22 protein-coding genes and 1 pseudogene are annotated in these 26,513 nt (G+C 61.9%); 9 read left to right on the top strand and 14 right to left on the bottom strand.

Annotation, left to right across the window (positions count from 1 at the left end; genetic code table 11):
- Positions 1-71 precede the first annotated feature (71 nt).
- The gene (locus tag BLU76_RS01680; protein WP_063323829.1) at positions 72-332 is read left to right on the top strand and encodes an accessory factor UbiK family protein; all 261 of its coding nucleotides are present in this window, start codon (positions 72-74) and stop codon (positions 330-332) included.
- 18 nt (positions 333-350) lie between these two features.
- Here the strand turns inward: BLU76_RS01680 and BLU76_RS01675 are convergent, their stop codons facing one another.
- Positions 351-1,628, bottom strand: coding sequence for a sensor histidine kinase (locus tag BLU76_RS01675; RefSeq protein WP_092148252.1), 1,278 nt, complete (start codon positions 1,626-1,628; stop codon positions 351-353).
- A gap of 265 nt (positions 1,629-1,893) precedes the next feature.
- Here BLU76_RS01675 and BLU76_RS01670 point away from each other — a divergent pair, with 265 nt between their 5' ends.
- Positions 1,894-3,387: a YifB family Mg chelatase-like AAA ATPase gene (locus BLU76_RS01670; protein WP_092221279.1), complete on the top strand. Its 1,494-nt coding sequence runs from the start codon at positions 1,894-1,896 to the stop codon at positions 3,385-3,387.
- On the opposite strand, the gene BLU76_RS01665 is transcribed toward BLU76_RS01670, so the two are convergent.
- From BLU76_RS01665 to BLU76_RS01655, 4 genes and pseudogenes are all read right to left on the bottom strand, one after another.
- Positions 3,388-4,602, bottom strand: coding sequence for an aldose 1-epimerase family protein (locus tag BLU76_RS01665; protein WP_092221277.1), 1,215 nt, complete (start codon positions 4,600-4,602; stop codon positions 3,388-3,390). It abuts the gene before it with no gap.
- A gap of 237 nt (positions 4,603-4,839) precedes the next feature.
- Entirely contained in the window at positions 4,840-5,562 is a 723-nt protein-coding gene (locus BLU76_RS32115) for a methyl-accepting chemotaxis protein (RefSeq protein ID WP_371856170.1), read from the bottom strand.
- Between the two features lie 180 nt (positions 5,563-5,742).
- Positions 5,743-6,657: pseudogene (locus tag BLU76_RS32110) on the bottom strand (Cache 3/Cache 2 fusion domain-containing protein); the annotation flags it as partial.
- A 346-nt stretch (positions 6,658-7,003) separates the two neighbouring features.
- On the bottom strand, positions 7,004-7,924 hold the full coding sequence (locus BLU76_RS01655; protein WP_063323822.1) for a LysR substrate-binding domain-containing protein: 921 nt from the start codon (positions 7,922-7,924) through the stop codon (positions 7,004-7,006).
- A gap of 158 nt (positions 7,925-8,082) precedes the next feature.
- Here BLU76_RS01655 and BLU76_RS01650 point away from each other — a divergent pair, with 158 nt between their 5' ends.
- A complete protein-coding gene (locus BLU76_RS01650; protein ID WP_063325198.1) occupies positions 8,083-9,477 on the top strand; it encodes a NorM family multidrug efflux MATE transporter in 1,395 nt (464 codons plus the stop codon).
- Positions 9,478-9,527: 50 nt separating this feature from the next.
- Here the strand turns inward: BLU76_RS01650 and BLU76_RS01645 are convergent, their stop codons facing one another.
- A complete protein-coding gene (locus BLU76_RS01645; protein WP_092221275.1) occupies positions 9,528-11,198 on the bottom strand; it encodes a putative bifunctional diguanylate cyclase/phosphodiesterase in 1,671 nt (556 codons plus the stop codon).
- A gap of 273 nt (positions 11,199-11,471) precedes the next feature.
- On the opposite strand from BLU76_RS01645, the gene rep reads away from it, so the two are divergent.
- Complete coding sequence (rep, locus tag BLU76_RS01640; RefSeq protein WP_092148264.1) at positions 11,472-13,481, top strand: DNA helicase Rep; 2,010 nt, start codon at positions 11,472-11,474, stop codon at positions 13,479-13,481.
- Between the two features lie 57 nt (positions 13,482-13,538).
- Positions 13,539-14,111 carry a xanthine phosphoribosyltransferase gene (locus BLU76_RS01635; protein ID WP_092148267.1) on the top strand — a complete coding sequence of 191 codons (573 nt, stop codon included), beginning with the start codon at positions 13,539-13,541 and terminating at the stop codon, positions 14,109-14,111.
- Between the two features lie 54 nt (positions 14,112-14,165).
- Here the strand turns inward: BLU76_RS01635 and BLU76_RS01630 are convergent, their stop codons facing one another.
- The 6 genes from BLU76_RS01630 to dadA all read right to left on the bottom strand — a co-directional run bounded on the left by BLU76_RS01630 (position 14,166) and on the right by dadA (position 20,295).
- Positions 14,166-16,088 (bottom strand): acetyl-CoA hydrolase/transferase C-terminal domain-containing protein, encoded by a 1,923-nt coding sequence (locus BLU76_RS01630; RefSeq protein WP_092221273.1) that lies wholly within the window; start codon positions 16,086-16,088, stop codon positions 14,166-14,168.
- A 136-nt stretch (positions 16,089-16,224) separates the two neighbouring features.
- Positions 16,225-16,635, bottom strand: a complete 411-nt coding sequence (locus tag BLU76_RS01625) for a c-type cytochrome (RefSeq protein WP_092221271.1) — start codon at positions 16,633-16,635, stop codon at positions 16,225-16,227.
- A 182-nt stretch (positions 16,636-16,817) separates the two neighbouring features.
- Positions 16,818-17,366, bottom strand: a complete 549-nt coding sequence (locus BLU76_RS01620; protein ID WP_003206841.1) for a cupin domain-containing protein — start codon at positions 17,364-17,366, stop codon at positions 16,818-16,820.
- 128 nt (positions 17,367-17,494) lie between these two features.
- Positions 17,495-18,568: an alanine racemase gene (alr, locus tag BLU76_RS01615; RefSeq protein WP_092148273.1), complete on the bottom strand. Its 1,074-nt coding sequence runs from the start codon at positions 18,566-18,568 to the stop codon at positions 17,495-17,497.
- Between the two features lie 97 nt (positions 18,569-18,665).
- The gene (locus BLU76_RS01610; RefSeq protein ID WP_003206844.1) at positions 18,666-19,019 is read right to left on the bottom strand and encodes a RidA family protein; all 354 of its coding nucleotides are present in this window, start codon (positions 19,017-19,019) and stop codon (positions 18,666-18,668) included.
- Entirely contained in the window at positions 18,991-20,295 is a 1,305-nt protein-coding gene (gene dadA, locus BLU76_RS01605) for a D-amino acid dehydrogenase (RefSeq protein WP_092148276.1), read from the bottom strand. Before dadA ends, BLU76_RS01610 begins: the two co-directional genes overlap by 29 nt.
- Before the next feature lie 155 nt (positions 20,296-20,450).
- Between dadA and BLU76_RS01600 the strand changes: the two genes are divergently transcribed.
- A complete protein-coding gene (locus BLU76_RS01600) occupies positions 20,451-20,939 on the top strand; it encodes an Lrp/AsnC ligand binding domain-containing protein (protein WP_003206849.1) in 489 nt (162 codons plus the stop codon).
- 64 nt (positions 20,940-21,003) lie between these two features.
- On the opposite strand, the gene BLU76_RS01595 is transcribed toward BLU76_RS01600, so the two are convergent.
- Positions 21,004-21,357: a YkgJ family cysteine cluster protein gene (locus BLU76_RS01595; RefSeq protein WP_063323814.1), complete on the bottom strand. Its 354-nt coding sequence runs from the start codon at positions 21,355-21,357 to the stop codon at positions 21,004-21,006.
- Positions 21,358-21,502: 145 nt separating this feature from the next.
- On the opposite strand from BLU76_RS01595, the gene BLU76_RS01590 reads away from it, so the two are divergent.
- Positions 21,503-22,816: an NAD(P)/FAD-dependent oxidoreductase gene (locus BLU76_RS01590; protein WP_092221269.1), complete on the top strand. Its 1,314-nt coding sequence runs from the start codon at positions 21,503-21,505 to the stop codon at positions 22,814-22,816.
- Between the two features lie 117 nt (positions 22,817-22,933).
- On the opposite strand, the gene BLU76_RS01585 is transcribed toward BLU76_RS01590, so the two are convergent.
- Positions 22,934-23,179, bottom strand: a complete 246-nt coding sequence (locus tag BLU76_RS01585) for a DUF1127 domain-containing protein (protein ID WP_092221266.1) — start codon at positions 23,177-23,179, stop codon at positions 22,934-22,936.
- A gap of 180 nt (positions 23,180-23,359) precedes the next feature.
- Between BLU76_RS01585 and BLU76_RS01580 the strand changes: the two genes are divergently transcribed.
- Both BLU76_RS01580 and BLU76_RS01575 read left to right on the top strand, forming a co-directional pair.
- Positions 23,360-24,793, top strand: a complete 1,434-nt coding sequence (locus tag BLU76_RS01580; protein WP_072343125.1) for an aminotransferase-like domain-containing protein — start codon at positions 23,360-23,362, stop codon at positions 24,791-24,793.
- Between the two features lie 61 nt (positions 24,794-24,854).
- Positions 24,855-26,420 carry a phospholipase D family protein gene (locus BLU76_RS01575; protein ID WP_092221264.1) on the top strand — a complete coding sequence of 522 codons (1,566 nt, stop codon included), beginning with the start codon at positions 24,855-24,857 and terminating at the stop codon, positions 26,418-26,420.
- Positions 26,421-26,513 lie beyond the last annotated feature (93 nt).

Here is a 26,513-nt window from a genome sequence, read left to right as displayed (position 1 = left end):
ATCCCTGGCTTGCGAATTGACTATAGACACTGCGTGATACACTGCCCGCCATTGTTTTCAGGACACCTGCCATGCTTGCGCCCAAAGACCTCCTCGACGCCCTGAGCGGCCACGCCTCCCGCCTCTTGAGTGGTGACACCCCCCTGCCAAAAAGCGAAATCGAAAGCCAGTTCAAAGCCCTGCTGCAAAGCGGCTTCAGCAAGCTGGACCTGGTAAGCCGGGAAGAATTCGACAGCCAGATGGTCGTGCTGGCCCGGACCCGAGCGCGGCTCGAAAGCCTGGAGGCCAAGGTCGCAGAGCTGGAAGCGCGACTGGTTCCGGCCCAGGAATAAGCAGCCCCTGCGGGCCACTCAACCACTCGCAGCGTGTTGAAACGGCTCCGGGGTCAGTGCCAGCGGCAGCTCCAGGATAAAGAGCGCGCCCTGGCCCGGCCCCGCGCTCTGCGCCGTCAGATCGCCGCCCATCTCGTGCGCCGCCAGAATGCAGCTGTGCAAACCAAAGCCGTGACCGTCGACACGCGTGGTGAAGCCGTGCTCGAACACCCGCGCAAGATTATCCTGCGCAATCCCCTCGCCATTGTCCTGGACCTCGACCCACACGCGCCTATCGTCAACGACCTTCAGGCGCAGGATGATCTGCGGTGGCCGGTTCACACCGGCGTCCAGCGCCTGCTTGGCGTTGTTGATCAGATTCACCAGGATCTGCAGCACGCGGTGCTTGTCCAGTGGCATTTGCGGTATATCGCTGAACTCCTTGATCAGCGTGATGTGGTGGCGGGCCAGGGACACATCGCAAATGCGCACGACATCCTCGACCAGCTCACGCAACGAGCCCGGCTCCAGCACGCTGGCGTTGCCGGCGTAGGATTGCTGGGTGGCGACGATTTCCTTGATGTGGTCGATGCGGCGGGTCAACTGCGCCAACTCGGCGATCATGCCCTGCTGCTCGACGGCCAGCGCGTCGGCCAGCTTGTCGAGATAGTCCGGTAGCGCGCGACCTTTCGGGTCGCTGCTGATGAAGTCACCGAGGTCATCGGGATGCTCCTTCATCAGCTGGGCAACCTTGGCCACCCCTGGCCCCTTGGAGGTGTGCACCTTCTCGTACAGGACCTGGGCTGACACATTGACGCTGTTGAGCACATTGCCAACGTTGTGCAGCACATTGGTGGCGATCTCCGCCATGCCGGCGCGGCGGGCGGTGGTGACCAGTTCGGCCTGGGCCTCGCGCAACTCGTCGTTGACCTTGGCCAATTGCTGCGGGCTGGGGATCTTCAGGGCCGCCGGTACCAGCCGGACCAGCAGGATGGCGGTAATCACCGAGGCAATCGCAGTGATGACCTTGACCAGCGCCATCAACCAGTAATAAGGCTGCCAGATGGTCAGGATCTCCATCACATGGCTGGTCCCGCAGGCCAGGATGAACACGCCAAAGGCCGCGAGCATCCAGTCGAACGGCACGTCCTTGCGCTTGTGGATAAAGTACAGGAGCGTGAAGGGGATGGTGACGTAGGACAGGGCGATCAAGCTATCGGCGATCACATTCGTCCACAGCAGATCCGGACGCCACATGTAGCAATGCCCGTGGGGCATGAAGCGCTTGTCGGTTAACAGAGCCAGCAAATCGTTCATGGCCACTTCCTCGTTGTGCCGTTGATACCGCCAAGTGCCGACTGGGCAAATCGGAGTCTAGCAGAGGGCCCTTCCCGGGCATTTTGCGTGGACAGGCGAGACGGTGATATGCGCTACCGCACCTCGCTTGTCGCCCTCGGCCGTCACTCGCTGTCGAAACATCCTGCCAAATTTTCCCCCTTCAATTGCCGCGCCCAAGCTCATCCCCACGACTAACCTTCCAGAGCCGCAGGACGCGGCGCCCTATTCACTCAAGGAATGATTCATGTCGCTTGCCATCGTCCACAGCCGCGCCCAAGTAGGGGTCGAGGCGCCTGCCGTTACCGTTGAAGTCCACCTGGCCAATGGCTTGCCGTCACTGACGATGGTTGGCCTGCCGGAGGCGGCGGTGAAGGAAAGCAAGGACCGGGTGCGCAGCGCGATCATCAATTCGGGCCTGAGCTTCCCAGCGCGGCGCATCACCCTGAACCTGGCGCCGGCGGATCTGCCCAAGGACGGCGGGCGGTTCGACCTGGCGATTGCCCTGGGCATCCTGTCGGCCAGTGTGCAGGTGCCAACCCTGACGCTGGACGACGTCGAGTGTCTCGGTGAGTTGGCCTTGTCCGGCGCGGTGCGCCCGGTGCGCGGGGTACTGCCAGCGGCGCTGGCGGCTCGCAAGGCCGGACGCATGCTGGTGGTGCCACGGGCCAACGCCGAGGAAGCCTGCCTCGCGTCGGGCCTGAAGGTGATCGCCGTGGATCATCTGCTCGAAGCAGTGGCCCACTTCAATGGGCACACACCGGTCGAGCCTTTCGTTTCCAATGGGCTGCTCTCGGCCAGCAAGCCCTACCCCGACCTGAATGAAGTACAAGGCCAGGCCGGGGCCAAGCGTGCCCTGCTGATCGCTGCCGCGGGGGCCCATAACCTGTTGTTCAGCGGACCACCAGGCACTGGCAAGACCTTGCTGGCGAGCCGTCTGCCTGGGCTGCTGCCGCCCCTGGCCGAGAGCGAGGCCCTTGAGGTGGCGGCGATTCAGTCGGTTGCCAGTTGCGTGCCGCTGAGCCATTGGCCGCAGCGGCCGTTTCGCCAGCCCCATCACTCGGCTTCCGGCCCAGCACTGGTGGGTGGCGGCTCGAAACCGCAACCCGGGGAAATAACCCTCGCCCACCATGGCGTGCTGTTTCTCGACGAGCTGCCGGAGTTCGACCGCAAGGTGCTGGAAGTCTTGAGAGAACCGCTGGAGTCAGGGCACATCGTGGTGTCCCGCGCCCGTGATCGAGTACGGTTCCCGGCACGCTTCCAACTGGTGGCGGCGATGAACCCCTGCCCCTGTGGATATCTTGGCGAACCCAGCGGTCGTTGCTCCTGCACACCGGACATGGTGCAGCGCTACCGCAACAAGTTGTCCGGTCCGTTGCTGGACCGTATCGACCTGCACTTGACCGTGGCCCGGGAAGCCACCGCACTTAACCCGAAGAGCACAACGGGCGAGGACACGGCCACTGTCGCCGAACGAGTGGCCGAGGCCCGGGAACGCCAACAACGACGCCAGGGCTGCGCCAATGCCTTCCTGGATCTGCCGGGCCTGCGTCGGCATTGCAAGTTATCCACAGCCGACGAAACCTGGCTGGAAACCGCCTGCGAGCGGCTGACCTTGTCGCTGCGTGCCGCCCACCGCCTGCTCAAGGTCGCCCGGACATTGGCCGACCTGGAACAAGCGGCAAGCATCCGCCGCGAGCATCTGGCCGAAGCGTTGCAGTATCGGCCTGCTACACCCTGATCACGGCTTGGTCAGGTCCACCAGCGGCGTATCGCGCACTTCGGTCTTTTGACCGTTCTGGATCGCATCGATGCGCTTGAGCGCCTTATCCACAGCGCCCTTGTCCGCCAACAGGCTGTAGTGGATCTGGAACTGCTTGTGCTCTTTCGGCCCGATCGTGGGCACCAGGCCCAGTGGCCGCTGATACCGGCGGTTATAGGAAAAACTGGTGCCCGGTTCCAACCCGGTCACGTAGCCCTGGCCTTGGGTATCGGTATTTTTCCACAGGGAGAACACGGGCAGCGTACCGGTGTTGAAGCCTACCGACACACCGAGGCTGCCGGCCTTGTTGTGCAGCACGGTGAGGGTGTCGCCCTTGGCGTCAGCGTAGGGCACGACGTTATAGACGGTTTCGTCATAATCCTTGGTCGGGGCTCGGTAGGTTTGCCAATCCGGCAAATCGCCCTTGGCCTTGTCGTTGAACGGCGAGACCTGCTTGACCGGTGCCGCGAAACGAGCGCCCTGCTCCAGGAAAGGCGTGCTGAAATTGCTGTGGTAGAGCGCTTGGTATTCCTTCGGGTAATCGCCGTTGTTGGTCAGTGTGTCGCTGAGCGCGAACGTCACGCTGCCGGGTTCGGTGACCAGTTCGGTCTGTACCGAAAAGTCGACCTTCTTGAACGCCTGCTCCTTCAACTCGCCCCGCAGGGTGATGGCGTAAGGCGGTTTTTCATCAATGTGCAACGTGACTTTGTTGGCAGGAATATTAGCGGCGCGACCATGCAGGGTCAGCAGCTCACCATTGTCCATGCCGGGATGGCCGACCCACTCGTAGCCGCAACGGGTGACCAACTCGTTGAATCCTTCGAGCCAGCCCAGCCCGCCTCGACCGTTGAGTTCGATGAACGCCGGGTTGACCACTTCCTTGACGGGCGAATCCCAACCCATGCGCACATTCCCGACCGAAGCCTGCAGCACGTTCATGCCACGGGTCGGGACGACTGAAAGCTTCAGGGTGCCATTGTCGATGTCGACGATGCTGACGCCTTCCTGCCGGCCGCCGTGCAGGGTGCGCATCGTCACGGAAAAGGGCTTGCCGGTTTTCACACCGAGTTGCTGGCTGGTGATTTGCCAGGGTTGAGCGGCTTTATCCGTATCCAGCAGGACGTAGTCCCAAGCCATCGCATGGGAGGCAGCGCCCAAGGCGCCAAGGGTGATGAGGAGTTTGAGCGGAGTCATGGTCACGACCTTTTATTGGAGTTGTGCGGTTTTTATAGACTTGAAGAAACGTTTCAGCAAGCTTAAAAACAGCAATATTCCTAAAAAAGGCACGACCACCAGATGGCAGCTTTTGTGGGAGCGAGCCTGCTCGCGAAGGCGCTGGGTCAGATTGAGATGATGTTGGCCGGACAGCCGTCATCGCGAGCAAGCTCGCTCCCACAGGGATATGGGTGAGCTTGCTCATGACGGGAGGCTTCAGCGGAACCGATCAACCTCTTGGCGCAGGTCCTGGGCCAGTTTCTCCAGTTCCTTGGCGGTGAGTGCCAGGTTCGAGACCACTTCGCGCTGTTCGCTGTTGGCCATGGCGATGCTTTGCAGGTTACTGCTGAGCAGGGTCGCAGTGCTGCTTTGTTCCTGGGTGGCGGTGGTGATCGCCGCAAACTGCTGGCCCGCCGAACGGCTCTGCTCATCGATTCGGGCCAGGGCCGTGGCCACGTTGGCGTTGCGCGACAGGCCTTCCTGCATCAACAGGTTGCCCTGCTCCATCGTGCTGATGGCATTGCCGGTTTCCTGCTGGATGCTATTGATCATGCTGGAAATTTCGTCAGTAGCCTGGCGAGTACGGGAAGCCAGGCTGCGGACTTCATCGGCCACCACGGCGAAACCACGGCCCTGCTCGCCTGCGCGGGCGGCTTCGATGGCGGCGTTCAAGGCCAGCAGGTTGGTCTGCTCGGCGATCGAGGTGATCACACCCACGATGCCGCCGATTTCCTGGGAACGCTGGCCCAAGGTATTGATGACCGTGGCCGTGCTGTTCAGCGCACCGGCAATTTGCTCCAGGGACGACGACGCTTCGTCCATCGAGGTTCGGCCAATGCGGGTTTGCTGGGCGTTTTCCTGGGCCAGGCGCTCGGTGTTGCCCATGTTGTCGGCAATGTTCAATGAGGTCGCACTGAACTCTTCCACCGCGCCGGCCATGCTGGTGATTTCGCCGGATTGCTGCTCCATGCCTTCATACGCCCCGCTGGACAACCCGGACAGCGCCTGGGCACGGCTGTTGACCTCCTGGGAGGCCTTGCGGATGTGCTCGACCATGGTCGACAAGGCCTGGCTCATCTGGTTGAAGGCACGGGCCAACTGCCCGATCTCATCATGGCTCGACACGTTCAGGCGCACGCTCAGGTCACCGGCGCCCAAGGCTTCGGCCTGGCGCACCAGGTCCCCCAGCGGCGCCAGTTTGCTGCGCAGCAACCACATCGCCGAGCCGACCGCCAACAACATCGCCAGCAGGCTGCCAATGGCCAGTTGCGTACCGACGCTCCAGGTCACGGCACGAATCTCGGTTTTGGGCATGCTCGCCACCACCGCCCACGGCCCACCTTCGAACGGTACGGCAACGCTGTAGAAATCTTCGGCGGTATCGGTCCAGAACGCGCCTTTGCCCGGCTTTTTGATCAGGCCCGTGATGATTGCGGTGGCGTTGTCCAGCGCCTGCACGCCGGCCGGCGGTACCAGCCATTTGTTTTGTTCGTCCAGCAGCGCCAGGGAACCGGTCTGGCCGATACGGAAGCGCTTGAGGTTCTCGAACTGCGCGTTCTGCGCATCGGTGTAGTCGAAGCCTACGTACAACACGGCAATGATCTTGCCGCTGCTGTCGCGTACCGGCGTGTACTGCGACATGTAGAAGCGCCCGAAAAGCAGGGCCCGACCAATGTAGCTCTGCCCGCTGATCACCGGGCCGTAGGCGGGACCGGCGCGGTCGAGCACAGTGCCGATGGCCCGCGTACCGTCCTGTTTGCTGACGGAAGTACTGACGCGGATGAAATCGTCGCCGCTGCGCACGAATACCGTGGCGACCCCGGCTGTCATCGCTTTGAAGTCGTCCACTTCCTTGAAGTTGTTGTTCAACACTTCGCTACCCAAGTTCAAGCCTGGGGTTTGCACGCCCGCCACTGTCACCGGCTGGTCTGGATGCACGCTCAGGCCCGCGCTGAAGCGCTTTTCGAACAGGCCGGCCAAGCGCTGGGTACTCTCGCGCAAGGTACCGTGGAACGTATTGAGCTGATCGGCCATCAGGCGCGCTTCGCTGGCCAGGTGTTCTTCACGGGTGGCGAGGTTGGCAGCGTCCAGCGAACGCAGGGCAAAGACGGTACTGCCGGAGATCACGACCGCCAATATCACAGCGAGGGCAAGGCCTAGCTGTGAGGCGATCCGGGCACGGGGTTGAGACATGACGGCTCCTGGCCGAGAGACCGGATCATCCTGATCACGCTCGCACGCTCGGCATTTTATTCGGGGTGAGGTGTAAGTTGGCCTTTCTGAACGAAGGTTCCATCTTCACGGATTCGGCGGCAAAGCCAAATACTTGAGCGGCTTGGAAGGATTAATATCAAGTGGCTAGCACGCCAACTGCAACGTTTCAGCCCAGACGCTGCACATCAGGTAATTGCATGGCCTTCACCTCACCTTGGAGGAAGTCGCTGAGCCGGCGCAAACGTTCACCTCCCGGCCGGGTTTTCGGCCAGACCAGGTAATAGTGTTCACCGCTGGCGACAGCCGTCGGCCATGGCAGGCTCAGGCGCCCCTGGGCGACGTCTTCAGCCACCATCAGCAGATCGCCCATGGAGACCCCATAGCCGCGTGCTGCCGCGATCATGCCCAGCTCCAGGGTATCGAACACCTGCCCCCCTTTGAGCGAGACCTTGTCGGACAGCCCCATGCGTTGCAGCCAATTGCGCCAGTCCCGGCGATCCGGCGTGGGGTGCAGCAATTCAGCGCTGGCCAACCGCGCCACATCCCAGGGCTGGTCGTTCAACAGGTTCGGCGCGCCCACCGGGATCAATTCCTCGGGAAACAGCAAACTGGCCTCCCAGTCTGCCGGAAAATGCCCGTTGCCCAGTAGTACGGCGCAATCGAAGGGCTCGACGTTGAAGTCCACCGAGTCGACGTCCATCCAGGCACTGGTCAGTTGCACCTCGTTGCCGGGCTGCAAGTGCCGGAAGCGACTCAAGCGCGCCAACAACCAGCGCATGGTCAGCGTGGAAGGCGCCTTCATGCGCAGGATGCCATCCTCACCATGCAAGGTATGGCAAGCCCGCTCCAGCGCCATGAAACCCTCACGTACGCCCGGCAACAGTAACCGTGCGGCCTCGGTCAATTGCAGGTTACGGCCGCTGCGCAGGAACAGCCGACAGGCAAAGTGATCTTCCAGCGTGCGAATGTGCCGGCTGACGGCGCTCTGGGTGATCGACAGCTCTTCAGCGGCGCGAGTGAACGAGCTGTAGCGCGCTGCGGCTTCGAATGCCCGCAGCGCATAAAGAGGAGGAAGACGACGAGACATCGCAAAAGCTCCATGGCGTTGTTTGCAAACCCTACCAGAAACGCGTCCAGCATGAGTTTTAATCATGCCAGCGATCTTTTTTATCCCTTTGTGCAATCCGCCGAGAGCGCCGAGAATCGTTGCTTTACTGCCTTGTTTGAACATGGAGCGTGATGATCATGCGGCATCCGGTGCGTACCGAACTCTGGGCCCTCCTGCGGCTGGCGGGGCCGTTGATTGCCTCGCAGTTGGCGCACATGCTGATGGTGCTCACCGACACCGTGATGATGGCGCGCCTGAGCCCCGAAGCCTTGGCCGGCGGTGGGCTTGGGGCGGCCACCTATTCGTTCGTGTCGATCTTCTGCATCGGCGTGATCGCTGCGGTGGGCACGCTGGTCGCGATCCGCCAGGGCGCAGGCGATGTCGAAGGCGCCACCCGGTTGACCCAGGCCGGGTTATGGCTGGCCTGGCTGATGGCGCTGATGGCCGGGTTGCTGTTGTGGAATCTCAAGCCAGTGCTGCTGATGTTCGGCCAGACCGAAACCAACGTGCTGTCCGCCGGACAGTTCCTGCTGGCGCTGCCGTTCGCCCTGCCCGGCTACTTGAGCTTCATGGCCCTGCGCGGTTTCACCAGCGCCATTGGCCGGGCCACACCGGTCATGGTGATCAGCCTCGGCGGCACCGTGGCCAACTTCCTGCTCAACTACGCGCTCATCACCGGAATGTTCGGTCTGCCGAAACTCGGCCTGATGGGGATCGGCCTGGTCACGGCCATCGTTGCCAACTGCATGGCCCTGGCGCTGGCCTGGCATATCCATCGGCACCCGGCCTACCGCGCCTATCCGTTGCTCGAAGGCCTGTCGCGGCCCAATCGCCAGTACCTCAAGGAACTGTGGCGCCTGGGCCTGCCGATTGGCGGCACCTACGCGGTGGAGGTCGGGCTGTTTGCGTTCGCCGCGCTGTGCATGGGCACCATGGGCAGCACGTCGTTGGCAGCCCACCAGATCGCGCTGCAAATCGTCTCGGTGGCGTTCATGGTGCCGGCCGGGATGTCCTACGCCATCACCATGCGCATCGGCCAGCACTACGGTGCCGGGCAACTGCTGATGGCACGCCTGGCCGGTCGGGTCGGGATTGGCTTTGGCGCGGCCGCCATGCTGGCGTTCGCCATGGTGTTCTGGCTGCTGCCCCATCAATTGGTCGGCTTGTTCCTGGACCACGACGACCCGGCGTTCCGCGATGTGATCAACCTGGCTGTGAGCCTGCTGGCGGTGGCGGCGTGGTTCGAGCTGTTCGATGGCACGCAAACCATCGCCATGGGCTGCATTCGCGGGCTCAAGGACGCCAAGACCACCTTCCTGGTGGGCCTGGGTTGCTATTGGCTGATCGGCGCGCCGGCGGCGTGGTGGATGGCGTTCCACCTGAACTGGGGGCCGACTGGCGTCTGGTGGGGCCTGGCCCTGGGGCTGGCCTGCGCGGCCGTGAGCCTGACAGCGGCGTTTGAATGGAAGATGAAGCGGATGATTCGCAGTGAGCCCGGACGGCAGCGTTTCGAGGCCATCCAGGCCAAGTGAAATCCATCCCTTTGTGGGAGCGAGCAAGCCCGCACACACATGGGTTTGTGTCAGCTGATTTCCAGCATCGACTGCTGATCACCCTCGAACATCAAGTACTCAACCAACTCCGGCAACGGCAACGGCTTGCTGATCAGGAAACCCTGCACCTGGTCGCAACCGAAGCCGCGTAGCAGGTCCAGTTGTTCCTGGGTTTCCACCCCTTCGGCCACCACTTCCAGATTGAGGTTGTGCGCCAGGTTGATCATCGCGTGCACCAGTTTGCGGTTCTCTTCGCGCTGCTCCATGCCACCGACGAAGCTCTTGTCGATCTTGAGCAAGGCGATCGGCAGGCTGTTGAGGTGCACGAACGAGGAGAAGCCGGTGCCGAAGTCGTCCAGGGAGAAGCGCACCCCCAGGCGGCCCAGGGCATCCATGGTCTGCTTGACCAGTTCGCTGCGGCGCATGACGGCGGTTTCGGTGAGTTCGAACTCCAGCCATTGCGCCTCGACACCCCGCTCGGCAATCAGCCGGCTCAGGGTCGGCAGCAACTGGCTGTCCTGGAACTGTCGGAACGACAGGTTGACCGCCATGTGCAACGGCGCCAGCCCACGCTCGCGCAGGGCCTGCATGTCCCGCAGCGCCCGGGAAATCACCCAGTAGCCCAGCGGCACGATCAGGCCGCTCTGTTCGGCCAGCGGCACGAACTCACTCGGTGGCAGCAAGCCACGTTCGCCGTGACGCCAGCGTACCAACGCTTCGAGGCCGACAATGTGGCCGCCATCGAGGTTCAGCCGTGGCTGGTAATGCAGTTCCAACTCGTCACGGCGCAGTGCCCGGCGCAGTTCGCTTTCCAGGTCGGCGAGGCTGCGGGCGTTGCGATTGATGCGCTCGTTGAAGATATGAAAGGTGCAGCCCTGGGTGCTCTTGGCCTGCTGCATGGCGATGTGGGCGTGCCACATCAGCGGATCGGCGCCGGCCTGGGCGCGAGCATGGGCAACGCCCAGGCTGCAGCCGATCAGCAGGCTTTCACCGTCCACCCAATAGGGTTCGGCCAAGGCTTCGGTAATACGCTCGGCCATCCACTCGGCCCGCTGTGGTGCGCGGCGGGTGTCGATCAGCAGGGCAAATTCATCACTGCCCAACCGCGCCAATTGATCGCCGGCCTCGAGCGAGCTCTTGAGCCGCGACACCACTTGCAGGATCAAGCGGTCACCGGCCTGGTGACCGAGGGCGTCGTTGGCGTGACGAAAGTTGTCCAGGTCCAGGTGACCGAGCGCCAGGCCGCGGCCGTCGTTTTCCGCCAGGCGCGCCGCCAGCAGCGTCTGGAAACCCTGGCGATTGGCGATGCCCGTCAATGGGTCCTGTTCGGCGAGGCGCTGCAAGGTGTTTTCCAGCACGCCGCGTTCGCGCACATGGCGCAGGCAACGACGCAGGGTCGCGCTGTCGAGGACATCACGCACCAACCAGTCGCTGACACCGTCGGGGGCAACCGCCGGCTCATGCTCAAGCAACAGGATCGTCGGCAGGCTGCAACGGCCCGGCGCCGGCTGCAACGCCGTAACGGTCAACAACACCGCGTTGCGATTATCTTCGAACAGGCTGCTGACCGATTCCCAGCTCGGGGCGCTGATCAACACGACCGAGGGCCCCAAGGGCGCCAGGCACTCGCGCAATATTGCTGACCACTCAGGCTCTTGGGCCAATAACAGCAAACGCAAGGGTTCGACAGGCGTTGACAAGCTGACTCCCTAGACTCTGCAAGGTGGTAGGCGCCGGGCATTATGACGCGCCGATGGGCAATGACCAATGCCAATGGTTCTCAAACACGCGGTTTTGGTGGTTTTTTTCCACTCAAAACCCTGCGCTGGACGCAATTGGCCCCACATCCTGCGTGAAAGTAGCAGAAGCGGCAAATGACAATGCGCTATGCGTCACAAGTCGGACAGAGCAGCACAATTCGCTGAGCCTGTTAAAATGCCGGCCCATTTCGCAAACGACTCCCTGACTCTGTCATGTCCCGACTCAATCCCCGGCAGCAAGAAGCCGTGAACTATGTCGGCGGCCCTCTTTTGGTGCTCGCCGGTGCAGGCTCCGGCAAGACCAGCGTAATCACCCGCAAGATCGCGCACCTGATCCAGAACTGTGGCATCCGCGCCCAGTACATCGTCGCCATGACCTTCACCAACAAGGCCGCCCGGGAAATGAAGGAACGGGTCGGCGGCCTGCTGCGCGCCGGCGAAGGCCGTGGCCTGACGGTCTGCACGTTCCACAACCTGGGCCTGAACATCATCCGCAAGGAACACGCGCGGCTGGGCTACAAGCCGGGCTTCTCGATTTTCGACGAGACCGACGTCAAGGCCCTGATGACCGACATCATGCAGAAGGAATACTCGGGCGACGACGGCGTGGACGAAATCAAGAACATGATCGGCTCGTGGAAAAACGACCTGATCCTGCCGCCACAAGCCCTGGAAAACGCCCGTAATCCCAAGGAACAGACCGCCGCCATCGTCTACACCCACTACCAGCGCACCCTCAAGGCGTTCAACGCGGTGGACTTCGACGACCTGATCCTGTTGCCGGTCAAGCTGTTCCAGGACCACGCCGACATCCTCGAAAAATGGCAGAACAAGGTCCGCTACCTGCTGGTGGACGAGTACCAGGACACCAACGCCAGCCAATATCTGCTGGTGAAGCTGCTGATCGGCAAACGCAACCAGTTCACCGTGGTGGGCGACGACGACCAGTCGATCTATGCCTGGCGCGGCGCGCGGCCGGAAAACCTGATGCTGCTCAAGGATGACTATCCGTCGCTCAAAGTGGTGATGCTGGAGCAGAACTACCGCTCCACCAGCCGCATCCTGCGCTGTGCCAACGTGCTGATTTCCAACAACCCCCACGAGTTCGAAAAACAACTGTGGAGCGAGATGGGCCACGGCGACGAGATCCGTGTGATCCGTTGCCGCAACGAAGACGCCGAAGCCGAGCGCGTGGCCATGGAAATCCTCAGCCTGCACCTGCGCACCGACCGGCCGTACAGCGACTTCGCGATCCTGTACCGCGGCAACTACCAGGCCAAGCTGATCGAGCTGAAACTGCAGCACCACCAGATTCCTTATCGCCTGTCGGGGGGCAACAGCTTTTTCGGACGCCAGGAAGTAAAGGACTTGATGGCCTACTTCCGCCTGATCGTGAACCCGGACGACGACAACGCCTTCCTGCGGGTGATCAACGTGCCGCGCCGGGAAATCGGTTCGACCACCTTGGAAAAACTCGGTAACTACGCCACCGAGCGCAAGATCTCGATGTACGCCGCCACGGACGAAATCGGCCTGGGCGAGCATCTGGACAGCCGCTTCACCGACCGCCTGGCGCGCTTCAAGCGCTTCATGGACAAGGTTCGCGAACAGTGCGCCGGGGAAGATCCGATTTCAGCACTGCGCAGCATGGTCATGGACATCGACTACGAAAACTGGCTGCGTACCAACAGCTCCAGCGACAAGGCTGCCGACTACCGCATGAGCAACGTCTGGTTCCTGATCGAGGCGTTGAAGAACACCTTGGAAAAAGACGAAGACGGCGACATGACCGTCGAGGACGCCATCGGCAAACTCGTGCTGCGGGACATGCTGGAACGCCAGCAGGAAGAGGAAGACGGCGCCGAAGGTGTGCAGATGATGACGCTGCACGCCTCCAAGGGCTTGGAATTTCCTTACGTGTTCATCATGGGCATGGAAGAAGAAATCCTGCCGCACCGCTCCAGCATCGAGGCCGACACCATCGAGGAAGAACGGCGCCTGGCCTATGTCGGGATTACCCGGGCCCGCCAGACGCTGGCCTTCACCTTTGCCGCCAAGCGCAAGCAATACGGCGAAGTGATCGACTGCGCCCCCAGCCGCTTTCTCGATGAGCTGCCGCCGGACGACCTGGCCTGGGAAGGCAACGACGACACGCCGACGGAAGTCAAAGTCGTTCGCGGCAACAGCGCCCTGGCGGATATACGCGCGATGCTAAAGCGCTAGAATCGACTACTTTTTTCAACGACTTCAGGCGCTCAAGGCGTCATCAGAGGAGGCTTCATGGAAGCCCTGCAGCAGAAAATTCGTGAACAAGGCATCGTGCTTTCCGATCAGGTCCTGAAAGTCGACGCGTTCCTGAACCATCAGATCGACCCACAGTTGATGAAGCTGATCGGCGACGAATTTGCCGCGTTGTTCAAGGACTCGGGCATCACCAAGATCGTCACCATCGAAGCCTCGGGCATTGCCCCGGCGATCATGACCGGGCTGAACCTGGGCGTACCGGTGATCTTCGCCCGCAAGCAACAGTCCCTGACCCTGACGGAAAACCTGCTGTCGGCCACCGTGTATTCGTTCACCAAGAAAACCGAAAGCACCGTCGCCATCAGCCCACGTCACCTGACGAGCAGCGACCGGGTACTGATCATTGATGACTTCCTGGCCAACGGCAAAGCGTCCCAGGCGCTGATCTCCATCATCAAGCAGGCTGGCGCGACCGTCGCCGGGCTGGGGATCGTGATCGAGAAGTCGTTCCAGGGCGGCCGTGCGGAATTGGATGCCCAGGGCTATCGGGTTGAATCGTTGGCGCGGGTGAAGTCGTTGGCCGGTGGGGTTGTGACCTTCATCGAATAACCCTGTGCCTCCTGTGGGAGCAAGCTCGCTCCCACAAGGGTCTTAGGTGGGTCGCTAAGGCGCAGTAGCCTTGAGCCCCGCCAGCAACAACCGCTGGAACAACTCCTCCTTCAGCCCTTCGGGGCTGGTCAGCTGCATCCGCCCCAAATGCCCGGCAAACTCCCAGGGCTCCGGCGCATCGAGGGCGGCCTTGCCCAGCTCCAGGATCTCGGTGAGCTTGAACTTGCTCTTGAGCCAGTTCAGCGCCCGCAACAGGTCTCGCTCTACGTCGTCAAAATCGCAGCCCAGCGGATACTCTGGAAACAGGTTTGGATGCCGCGCCTGGATCGCCTGCAAACGCTCCGAAGTGTTGTCGGCGAATCGCGGATCGAGACGAAAATCCTTCGGCAACTTACCGGCTTTTTGCGCCTGCTCGATCAGCCCCGGCTGGAAGCGTGAGTCGCTGATGTTCAGCAACGCCTCGATCACCGCGGCGTCGGTCTTGCCGCGCAGGTCGGCGATGCCGTATTCGGTCACCACGATGTCGCGCAAGTGCCGGGGAATCGTGCAATGTCCGTAGTCCCAGACGATATTCGAGCTGATCTCGCCCCCGGCCTCACGCCAACTGCGCAGCAGCAGGATCGAACGCCCACCCTCCAGCGCATGGCCCTGGGCAACGAAGTTGTACTGCCCGCCCACGCCGCTGAGTACCCGCCCGTCCTCCAGCTGATCGGCCACCCCGGCACCCATCAGGGTCATGATGAAGACCGTGTTGATGAAGCGGGCGTCGAGGCGCTGCAGGCGCTTGAGCTGTTCCTGGCCGAACAGCTCGTTGATGTAACTGATGCGCGTCATGTTGAATTCGAGCAGACGGCTTTTCGGCAACTCGCGCAGGCGCTCATAAAAACTGCGCGGCCCGAGGAAAAATCCGCCGTGTATGCAAATGCCGTCAGGTTGCGCCGCCTCATCGAGGGTGCCGGCGTTGGCCCGTTCCTGGGTCGGAACATCGGGATAGACCTTGCGCCGGACGATTCCGGCCTCGGCCAGCACCAGCAAACCGTTGACGAACATTTCACTGCAGCCATAAAGCCCTTTGGCAAACGGCTCGACCCCACCCTCGCGCTCGATCAGTTGCGCCCACTGGCTAAGGTTCAGGTCCGCCAGCAACGCCTGGTAACCGGCGTTATCGGCCTGGCGCGCCAACAGCGCCGCCGTCAATGCATCGCCCATGGCGCCGATGCCGATCTGCAGCGTCCCGCCGTCGCGCACCAGGGTACTGGCGTGCAGGCCGATCAGATGGTCCTGGAAGCCCACCGGCATGTTCGGCGTGGAAAACAACGTGTGGCTGTCCTTCTCGTCGATCAACAGGTCGAAGGCGTCGATGCCGACTTCCGCGTCGCCCGGCATGTAGGGCAAATCGTTGTGCACCTGGCCGACCAGGAGGATGGTCTCCCCGGCCGCCCGCCGCTTGGCGATCATCGGCAGCAGGTCGAGGGTGATGTCCGGATTGCAGCTCAGGCTCAGGCGATCCGGATGCTCAGGATCGCTCGCCACCAACTGCGCCACCAGGTTCAAGCCGGCAGCGTTGATGTCCCGGGCAGCATGGCTGTAGTTGCTGCTGACGTAGCTCTGCTGGGCCGAGGCGCTGTGCAGCAGGCTGCCCGGCTGCATGAAGAACTGCTCGACTCGTATGTTGGGTGGGAGGCTGTCCTGATGCAGGTCGGCCAGGTAATCCAGTTCGGGATAGTCGCCGAAGACCCGTTCGACAAAGGGCTCGAGGAAGCGCTTCTGCAGACCATCGCCCAATTTCGGTCGGCCCAGGCTCAGGGCCGTGTAGATGGTCAACTGCCGCTCGGGCAGTTGTGCAATGCGCCGGTACAGCGCGTTGGCGAACAGGTTGGGTTTGCCTAGCCCCAGGGGCATGCCGAGATGAATATGCGCGGGCAGGCGCTCGAGCACGTCATCCACCGCCTGTTCGATTGAACACAACTGCACCATCGGACCCTCCTGGACACTCCATGAATGTGGGTTGGACCGAGCTTGCCGGGTCTTGGTTGCGATGAACAGCCCTGGAAAACCCCGGGGCACAAAAAAGCCGCTCGTAAGCGGCTTTTTTGCGCAAGATATCGGCGTATTACAGGCCGGACATCTCTTTGATGGCGCCCTTGAGGTCGTCATCCGAGCAATCGGCGCAGGTGCCCTTAGGCGGCATGGCATTGACGCCGGTAATGGCCTTGGCCAGGATACCGTCGAGGCCGCCCTGGTGATCGGCGCGCTCTTTCCAGGCCGCCTTGTCACCGATTTTCGGCGCGCCCAGCAAGCCTGTACCGTGGCAAGCGTTGCAATGCTTTGCAATCACGTCTTTCGGTTCTTTCTTGCCACCGCCACCAGCGGTAGCGACAACTTCCATACCCTTGCATTCCTTGCCCTGAACGCAGACCTGGCCAACCGGTTCGAGGCGCTTGGCGATTTCGTCGGTGGTCGCCGCTTGGGCACTGACTGCCCATAGGGCCAATACGGTTGCTGGTGCAGCCAGCATTTTCATAATTAGGTTCACGCGTACACCCTCAATGGTGGCTAGTCACGCCTGCGGCCACGGTTTGCAGGCGGGCGCAAGTATAGCGGTAAGGCCGTCACACTGAAACAACCCCAAAGTCGCAAGGGTCTTGTTTGCAATGACGGTTACTTCCCTGGGCGCCTTTGCCGCAGGGGCCGGCGCCGCTTTTTCTAGAAATTGGCCGGCGTGGCTGCGCTGATCAGTCGCGCCGGCACGTCGAACGGATTACGAAAACGGTGGGGCTTGGTGCTTTCGAAATAGTAGCTGTCGCCCGCTTCAAGCACGAAGGTTTCGACACCAACCACCAGTTCCAGCCGCCCCTCCACCAGGATCCCGGTTTCCTCGCCCTCATGGGTGAGCATTTCTTCACCGGTGTCGGCGCCAGGCGGATAGATTTCGTTGAGGAAGGCGATCGCCCGGCTTGGGTGTGCCCTGCCCACCAGCTTCATGGTCACGGCGCCGTCGGAGATGTCGATCAGTTCGTTGGCTTTATAAACGATCTGAGTCGGTTTCTCCTGAAGGATTTCTTCGGAGAAAAACTCGACCATGGACATGGGAATCCCGCCAAGGACCTTACGCAGCGAGCTGATCGAGGGGCTGACGCTGTTCTTCTCGATCATTGAAATAGTGCTGTTGGTGACGCCCGCACGCTTGGCGAGCTCACGCTGGGAAAGGCCTTTGAGTTTACGAATGGATTGCAGTCGTTCACCGACGTCCAATGCTGGAGCCTCCAGGGAATCAGGTTGTGAGGAAAGTGAGCGTTATCATGGCGACAGCGTTCAGTATTTACAACACTTGGACCCGAATCCTGTGCGGTGAAGCGACTTTCGGTAGCCGACGCCGTACGTCAATGCCCGGAATAGAGCCGTGGCACCCGCCGCAGGTTGCAGAAAATCTGATAGGGGATCGTGTCGGCGGCCTTGGCAACGTCGCTGGCAAGGATGTTCTTGCCCCACAACTCCACGGTCGAGCCGAGCCCGGCCTGGGGGACATCGGTCAAGTCGACACACAGCATGTCCATCGACACCCGCCCGACCAGTTGGCTGCGCTGCCCATCCACCAGCACCGGCGTACCGTTCGGCGCCTGGCGCGGGTAGCCGTCGGCATACCCCATGGCGACCACCCCGACCCGGGTCGGTTGCGTGGTCACAAAACGGGCACCGTAGCCCACCGGTTCGCCAGCGGGCAATTCGCGCACGCAGATGATCTTCGACTCCAGCGTCATCACCGGTTGCAGGCGCGAGGCGACGGCGTTGGGCTCGTCGAAGGGCGTGGCCCCGTAGAGCATGATGCCCGGGCGCACCCAGTCGCTGGGTACCTGCGGCCAGCCCAGCACGGCCGGTGAGTTGCGCAGGCTGATCTGCGCCACCAGGCCCTGGCGGGCTTTGTCGAATATCGCCAGTTGCTCAGTGCTGCTGGGATCGTGCAGTTCATCGGCACGGGCGAAGTGACTCATCAAGACAATCTTCGCCACCTTGCCGCTGGCGAGCAGGCGACGGTAGGCCGCTTGGTAATCCGCCGGATGCAGGCCGACCCGGTGCATACCGGAATCGAGCTTGAGCCAGACCGTGATCGGCTGGCTCAGCGCGGCTTTTTCAATCGCTTCGAGCTGCCACAACGAATGCACCACGCACCAGAAATCGTGCTCGACGATCAACGGCAGCTCACTGGCCTCGAAAAAACCCTCCAGCAGCAGGATCGGTCCGCGGATCCCACCGGCCCGCAGTTCCAGGGCTTCTTCGATGCAGGCCACGGCAAACCCGTCTGCCGTGTCCTGCAGCGCCTCGGCGCAACGCACCGCGCCGTGCCCGTAGGCGTCGGCCTTGATCACCGCAAGGGCCTTGGCCCCCGTGACTTCGCGGGCCAATTGGTAATTGTGACGCAGGGCTTGGAGATCGATCAGGGCACGGGCAGGACGCATGGCGGCAGGCTTCTAGGCGGTCATGAATAAAAAACCGGTGCTGGCTGACAGCATGAACCACCAACAGCACCGGGAGAGGGATCGTTTGGGCCGGTATTTAAGGCAACGCGGCCACGACGGACAGCTCTACCAGGATCTCCGGTTCGCACAGCTTGGCTTCCACCGTGGCGCGGGCCGGGGCGACGCCCTTGGGCAACCATTTGTCCCAGACCGCGTTCATGCCTTCGAAGTGAGCCTCGATGTCCTTCAAGTAGATCGTCACCGATAGCAAACGATTCTTGTCGGTTCCGGCCAGGTCCAGCAAGCGCTCGATATTGGCCAGGCTTTCGCGGGTCTGCTGTTCAATACCGGCGTTCATGTCGTCGCCGACCTGTCCGGCCAGGTAAACGGTGCCGTTGTGCACGACAACCTGGCTCATGCGGTCATTGGTGAGCTGGCGCTGGATTGACATGTTTTGCAGACTCCTGGTGTTTGCTGCCATAACGGGAAATATCGAGGCCTTCGGCGCTGATCTGCGGCTTTTTCTTCGCCATCAGGTCGGCCAACAGGCGACCGGAACCACAGGCCATGGTCCATCCAAGGGTGCCATGGCCGGTGTTCAGGAACAGATTCTTGAAGGGCGTGGCGCCCACGATTGGCGTTCCGTCCGGAGTGGTCGGGCGCAAGCCGGTCCAGAAACTCGCCTCGGCCAGATTGCCGCCCTGAGGATAAAGGTCGTTGACGATCATCTCCAGGGTTTCGCGCCGACGTGGGTTGAGAGACAGGTCAAAACCGGCGATTTCCGCCATGCCGCCCACCCGAATACGGTTGTCGAAGCGGGTGATCGCGACCTTATAGGTTTCGTCGAGAATGGTCGAAGTCGGCGCCATCGCCGGGTTGGTGATCGGCACGGTCAGGGAGTAGCCCTTGAGCGGATACACCGGTGCACGGATCCCGAGAGGCTTGAGCAGTTGCGGCGAGTAGCTGCCCAGGGCGAGGACGTAGCGGTCGGCGGTTTCCAGCTTGCCGTCGATCCAGACACCGTTGATGCGGTCACCGGCGAAGTCCAGGCGCTGGATATCCTGGCCGAAGCGGAATTGCACTCCGAGCTTCTCGGCCATTTCCGCCAAGCGCGTGGTAAACATCTGGCAGTCGCCGGTCTGGTCGTTGGGCAGGCGCAAGGCACCGGCCAGAATGTCGGTGACATTGGCCAGGGCCGGCTCGACCCGGGCGATGCCTTCGCGGTCGAGTACTTCGAACGGCACACCCGACTCTTTCAGCACGGCGATGTCTTTTGCCGCGCCGTCGAGCTGGGCCTGGGTGCGGAACAGCTGGGTGGTCCCCAGGCTACGGCCCTCGTAGGCAATGCCGGTTTCGGCGCGCAGCTCGTCGAGGCAGTCACGGCTGTACTCGGACAGGCGCACCATACGCTCCTTGTTGATCGCATAGCGGCTGGCGGTGCAGTTGCGCAGCATCTGTGCCATCCACAGGTATTGGTCAATATCGGCCGTGGCCTTGATCGCCAGCGGCGCGTGGCGCTGCAGCAGCCACTTGATGGCCTTGAGCGGCACGCCCGGCGCGGCCCACGGCGAGGCATAACCCGGCGACACCTGGCCGGCGTTGGCGAAACTGGTTTCCATGGCAGGCGCCGGCTGACGGTCGACCACCACCACTTCAAACCCGGCACGGGCCAGATAATAAGCACTGACGGTACCGATGACGCCGCTACCCAAGACCAGAACGCGCATGTTGATGCCCTCATCGCGGATAACCGCTGACGTTTGTTGTACATAGCTTTGATGGTCGCAGTGTAAAAAAGATCAGCCAGTGCTTTTCACTATATAAACGCCTATATTTGGCGAGAATTCTCGGCAAAAACCCTTTTCACGGAGGCGCATCACCTGTGCGTACCAACACCCAGACCAAACGTGAGCTGGACAAGATCGACCGCAATATCCTGCGCATTCTCCAGGCGGACGGGCGCATCTCCTTCACCGAGCTGGGGGAAAAGGTCGGCCTCTCCACCACGCCCTGCACCGAGCGGGTACGGCGCCTGGAGCGTGAGGGCATCATCATGGGCTACAACGCCCGGCTCAATCCGCAGCACTTGAAGGGTAGCCTGCTGGTGTTTGTCGAGATCAGCCTCGACTACAAATCCGGCGACACGTTCGAAGAGTTCCGACGCGCCGTGCTGAAACTGCCTCACGTGTTGGAATGTCACTTGGTGTCAGGGGATTTCGACTATCTGGTGAAAGCACGGATTTCCGAGATGGCTTCGTACCGCAAGCTGCTGGGGGACATCCTGCTCAAGCTGCCCCATGTGCGTGAATCCAAGAGCTACATCGTGATGGAAGAGGTGAAGGAGAGCTTGAACCTGCCGATTCCGGATTGAGCCTGGCTCCGGACCGCTTTCGCGAGCGGGCAGCATTCCCACGCGAAACATGGGAACGATCTCACTAGACTAGAACCTGCCGATTAGCAGCCATGTATTCATGAATCTGCTTCTCGACCCGCGGATGAATCAATTCCACCGGCCGCCGTCCATTGGGACACGGCAAGGTCGCCGTGGTGCCGAACAGCCGGCAGATCAGCGGGCGCTCGTCGTAGACGGTGCAACCGTCGGGCCCCAAGTGCACGCAGTCGAGTGCGTCCATGGCCGCGTCCTGTTCGGCCCGGGTCTTGCGGGGCAAGCGGGCCATTTCCTCGGGCGAGGTGGTCACCGGACCACAGCAGTCATGGCAGCCCGGTACGCACTCGAACGAGGGAATCTGCTGGCGTAGCGTGCGGATTTTTTGACTGTTGCAGCTCATCGAGGCGGTTACCGAAGGAGACGGTCCAGGATTCTGCCTTAAAAGCCGCGCACCAGACAGCGCCAGCCGACCGGTGTTGCCCAGTAAGGAATCGCCAGCTTATGCTCCGTAAAATTTCTCAAACACAAAAATCAGGATTACGCACATGAACGCCCGTGTTCAGCAACCTGTCCCGAGCCACGCGCACGCCGCCTCTTATTACGCCGCCAGCAGCCTGCCGCAACCGGACCATCCGCTGCTGCAGGGTGAACTGCTGGCGGATGTCTGCGTGGTCGGCGGCGGGTTCTCCGGGTTGAACACGGCCATCGAACTGGCCGAGCGCGGCATGAGCGTGGTGCTGCTGGAAGCGCACCGGATCGGCTGGGGCGCCAGCGGGCGCAACGGCGGCCAATTGATTCGTGGCGTCGGCCATGGCCTCGATCAGTTTGCGCCGATCATCGGCGTCGACGGCGTGCGCCAGATGAAGCTCATGGGCCTTGAGGCCGTGGAAATCGTCCGACAGCGCGTCGAGCGTTTCCAGATCCCGTGCGACCTCACCTGGGGTTACTGCGACCTCGCCAACAAGCCCAGCGACCTGGAGGGCTTCGCCGAAGACGCCGAAGAACTGCGCAGCCTGGGTTATCGCCATCCGACCCGACTGCTTCAAGCCAACGAAATGCACAGCGTCGTGGGTTCGGATCGCTACGTCGGTGGGTTGATCGACATGGGCTCGGGGCATCTGCATCCGCTGAACCTGGCCCTGGGCGAAGCCGCCGCCGCGCAACAGCTGGGGGTCAGGCTGTTCGAGCAATCGGCGGTCACACACATCGACTACGGTCCTGAAGTGAAGGTGCACACCCAACAGGGCTCGGTCCGCGCCAAAACGCTGGTGCTGGGCTGCAACGCTTACCTCAATGGACTCAATCCGCAACTGGGCGGCAAGGTGCTGCCCGCTGGCAGCTACATCATCGCCACCGAACCCTTGAGCCAGGCCCAGGCGCAGGCGTTGTTGCCACAGAACATGGCGGTCTGCGATCAACGCGTGGCCCTGGATTACTATCGGCTTTCGGCGGATCGCCGCTTGCTGTTCGGCGGGGCCTGTCACTATTCCGGTCGCGACCCGCAGGATATTGGCGCCTACATGCGTCCGAAGATGCTCAAGGTGTTCCCGCAATTGGCGGATGTGAAAATCGATTATCAATGGGGCGGGATGATTGGTATCGGCGCCAACCGTTTGCCACAGATCGGTCGGCTCAAGGACCAACCCAATGTGTATTACGCCCAGGCCTATTCCGGCCATGGGGTGAATGCCACGCACCTGGCTGGCAAATTGTTGGCCGAAGCCATCAGCGGGCAACACAGCAGCGGTTTCGATCTGTTCGCCCAGGTCCCGCACATGACCTTCCCGGGAGGCAAGCATTTGCGCTCACCGCTGTTGGCGCTGGGGATGTTGTGGCATCGGTTGAAAGAGCTGGTTTAGTCCCGGATCCGGTGGCGAGGGAGCTTGCTCCCGCTCGGTTGCGCAGCAACCGCAAAAAGAAGGTCTGCTACGCAGCCCAGCGGGAGCAAGCTCCCTCGCCACCGGGTTCCTATTGCTTCAAAGCCGCCAGAACGGTTTGAGCCCCTCCTCCCGTGCCTGCTCCCGACTCAGCCCGATGTCACGCAACTGTTCGGGTGTAAGTTCCAACAAGGCCTTGCGTGTATGCAGACGATGCCAGAACAGGGCCCAGCGGTTCAGGCCGGACGGCGCATTGCGCAATGTCGCGCTGCGCAGCCCTTTCTCTCGCCCTGCCGCCAATTCCTGACTGTGTAACGTCAGCCGCACATCGCTCAAGCCGTTCATTTTGATCGCTCCTGTTTACTTGGGTAGCCAGAGGTTTCATGATGCGCGGACGGCTTGAAGCGATACAGATTCAACTGATTTCTTTTATAAGCATACAGATTCAGCATTAACGGCACTGAATTGCCATTTTCCACCCCAACTGTATTGGTTGCAGTTACCTCATCTCATCGGGAGCGCACCATGACCCTCTACGTGAACCTCGCCGAATTGCTCGGTACCCGCATCGAACAGGGCTTCTACCGCCCCGGCGACCGGCTGCCATCAGTGCGGGCATTGAGCACGGAACATGGGGTCAGCTTGAGTACGGTGCAGCAGGCCTATCGCGTGCTGGAAGACAGCGGGCTGGCGATGCCGAGGCCCAAGTCCGGCTATTTCGTACCCGTGGGCCGCGAACTGCCGGACCTGCCGGTGGTAGGCCGTCCGGCCCAGCGCCCAGTGGATATTTCCCAGTGGGACCAGGTGCTGGAACTGATCCGCGCCGTACCGCGCCCGGACGTGGTGCAACTGGGACGCGGCATGCCGGATATCCATTCGCCGACCATGAAACCGCTGCTGCGCAGCCTGGCGCAGATCAGCCGCCGACAAGACATGCCCGGCCTGTATTACGACAACATCTACGGCAACCTCGCGCTACGTGAACAGATCGCCCGGCTGTCGCTGGACTCCGGCTGCCAGCTGGGGCCCAACGACTTGATCGTCACCACTGGCTGTCATGAGGCCCTGTCGGTCAGCATCCGTGCCACCTGCGAACAAGGCGATATCGTCGCAGTGGATTCACCCAGCTTTCACGGGGCCATGCAAACCCTCAAGGGCCTGGGCATGAAGGCTTTGGAAATCCCCACCGACCCGCTCACCGGCATCAGCCTCGATGCCCTGGAACTGGCGTTGGAGCAATGGCCGATCAAGGCCATACAGTTGACTCCCAGCTGCAATAACCCGCTGGGCTACATCATGCCCGACGCTAATAAACGCGCGCTGCTGACCCTGGCACAGCGCTTCGACGTGGCGATCATCGAAGATGATGTGTATGGCGAACTGGCCTACACCTACCCTCGCCCGCGCACCATCAAGTCCTTCGATGAAGACGGCCGCGTCCTGCTCTGCAGTTCTTTTTCCAAGACCCTGGCGCCAGGACTGCGCATTGGCTGGGTCGCGCCGGGCCGGTATCTGGAGCGGGTACTGCACATGAAATACATCAGCACCGGCTCCACCGCGCCACAACCGCAGATCGCCATTGCCGAATTTCTCAAGGGTGGGCATTTCGAACCCCATTTACGCCGGATGCGTACGCAATACCAGCGCAATCGCGACGTGATGATCGATTGGGTCAGCCGCTATTTCCCACCGGGCACCCGGGCCAGTCGCCCGCGGGGCAGCTTCATGCTGTGGGTCGAATTGCCGGAAGGCTTCGACACGCTGAAGCTCAATCGGGTCCTGCTCGACCAAGGCGTGCAGGTCGCTGTCGGCAGCATCTTTTCGGCATCGGGCAAGTACCGCAACTGCCTGCGGATGAACTACGCTGCCAAGCCAACGGCCCAGATCGAAGAGGCCGTACGCAAGGTGGGAACCGCCGCTATCGCGTTGTTGAACGAAACCCAGCGCGACGTCGTCTGAACTTTACCCAGGGAAGCAGCACCCAACAGCCGATCAACGTGAACAAGCGGAACGATCCTACGTGAGATCCAGACCGATCCTGCCTGCGCTGCTGTTAGTCGCCTCACTGCTGAGCGGCTGCGCCGGTCTTGATGTCACCCGCGAGCCCTCCCAGGCCTTACCGGCCGCCGAATCTTCGTTCGGCCGCTCGGTCCAGGCCCAGGCTGCCGCCCATGAAGGACGCTCGGGCTTTCGGCTGCTATCGGACAGCACCGACGCGTTCATTGCCCGGGCCGAGTTGATTCGCCACGCCCAAGGCAGCCTGGATTTGCAGTACTACATCGTCCATGACGGCATCAGCACGCGGATGCTGGTAGATGAATTGCTCAAGGCCGCCGACCGGGGCGTGCGCATACGGATATTGCTGGACGACACCACCAGCGATGGCCAGGATCAGATCATCGCCACCCTCGCCGCTCATCCGCAGATCCAGATCCGCCTGTTCAACCCGCTGCACCTGGGACGTGCCACCGGCGTGACTCGCAGCCTCGGCCGCCTGCTCAACCTTTCGCAGCAACACCGCCGGATGCACAACAAGCTGTGGCTGGCGGATAACAGCATGGCCATCGTCGGCGGTCGCAACCTGGGCGATGAGTATTTCGACGCCGAACCCAACCTGAACTTCACCGACATCGACCTGCTCAGTGTCGGCCCGGTGGCCGAACAACTGGGTCACAGCTTCGACCAGTACTGGAACAGCGCCCTGAGCAAACCCATCGAGCAGTTCCTGTCCCATCGCCCCACGCCCAAGGACCTGGCCAACAGCCGCCTGCGCCTGCAAGAATCCATGGAGCAGACCCAAAAGGAAAATCACGCGCTCTACCAACAGCTGACCGCCTACAAAACCCAACCGCGCCTGGACACTTGGCGCGATCAGCTGATCTGGGCCTGGAACCAGGCACTGTGGGACGCGCCCAGCAAAGTGCTGGCCAAGGACGAACCGGACCCTCAACTGTTGTTGACCACCCAACTGGCCCCCGAGCTGACGGGTGTCAGCAAAGAACTGATCATGATTTCCGCCTACTTCGTCCCCGGCCAGCCAGGCTTGGTGTACCTGACCAGTCGCGCCGATGCCGGCGTGTCGGTGAGCCTGCTGACCAACTCCCTGGAAGCCACCGACGTGCCCGCCGTGCACGGCGGCTATGCACCGTACCGCAAGGCCCTGTTGCAACATGGCGTACGCCTGTTCGAACTGCGACGACAACCGGGCGACACCGGCAGCAGCCCGCACCTGTTCTACAGCAAATCCTACGGCGAATCGGACTCCAGCCTGCACAGCAAGGCGATCATCTTCGACCAGCAGAAATCGTTCATCGGCTCGTTCAATTTCGACCCGCGCTCGGTGCTGTGGAACACCGAAGTCGGCGTGCTGGTGGACAGCCCTGAACTCGCCAGCCAAGTGCGCGAACTGGCCTTGCAGGGCATGGCGCCAGCCCTGAGCTATCAGGCCAGGCTGGAGGATGGAACGCTCGTCTGGACCACCGAAGACAATGGCCAGACGCACGACCTGAACCGCGAACCGGGCAGTTGGTGGCGCCGATTCAATGCCTGGTTCAGCACGACGATCGGGTTGGAGCGGATGCTGTAGGGGCACCCCGCTGTTGTGGCGAGGGAGCTTGCTCCCGCTGGACTGCGAAGCAGTCCCGGCTTTTGCGGTTGCTGCGCAACCGAGCGGGAGCAA

Origin of the sequence: Pseudomonas sp. NFACC08-1 (assembly GCF_900106735.1) — a bacterium.
GTDB classification, from domain to species: Bacteria; Pseudomonadota; Gammaproteobacteria; order Pseudomonadales; family Pseudomonadaceae; genus Aquipseudomonas; species Aquipseudomonas fluorescens_Q.
This window is presented reverse-complemented; position numbering and strand designations above follow the sequence as displayed.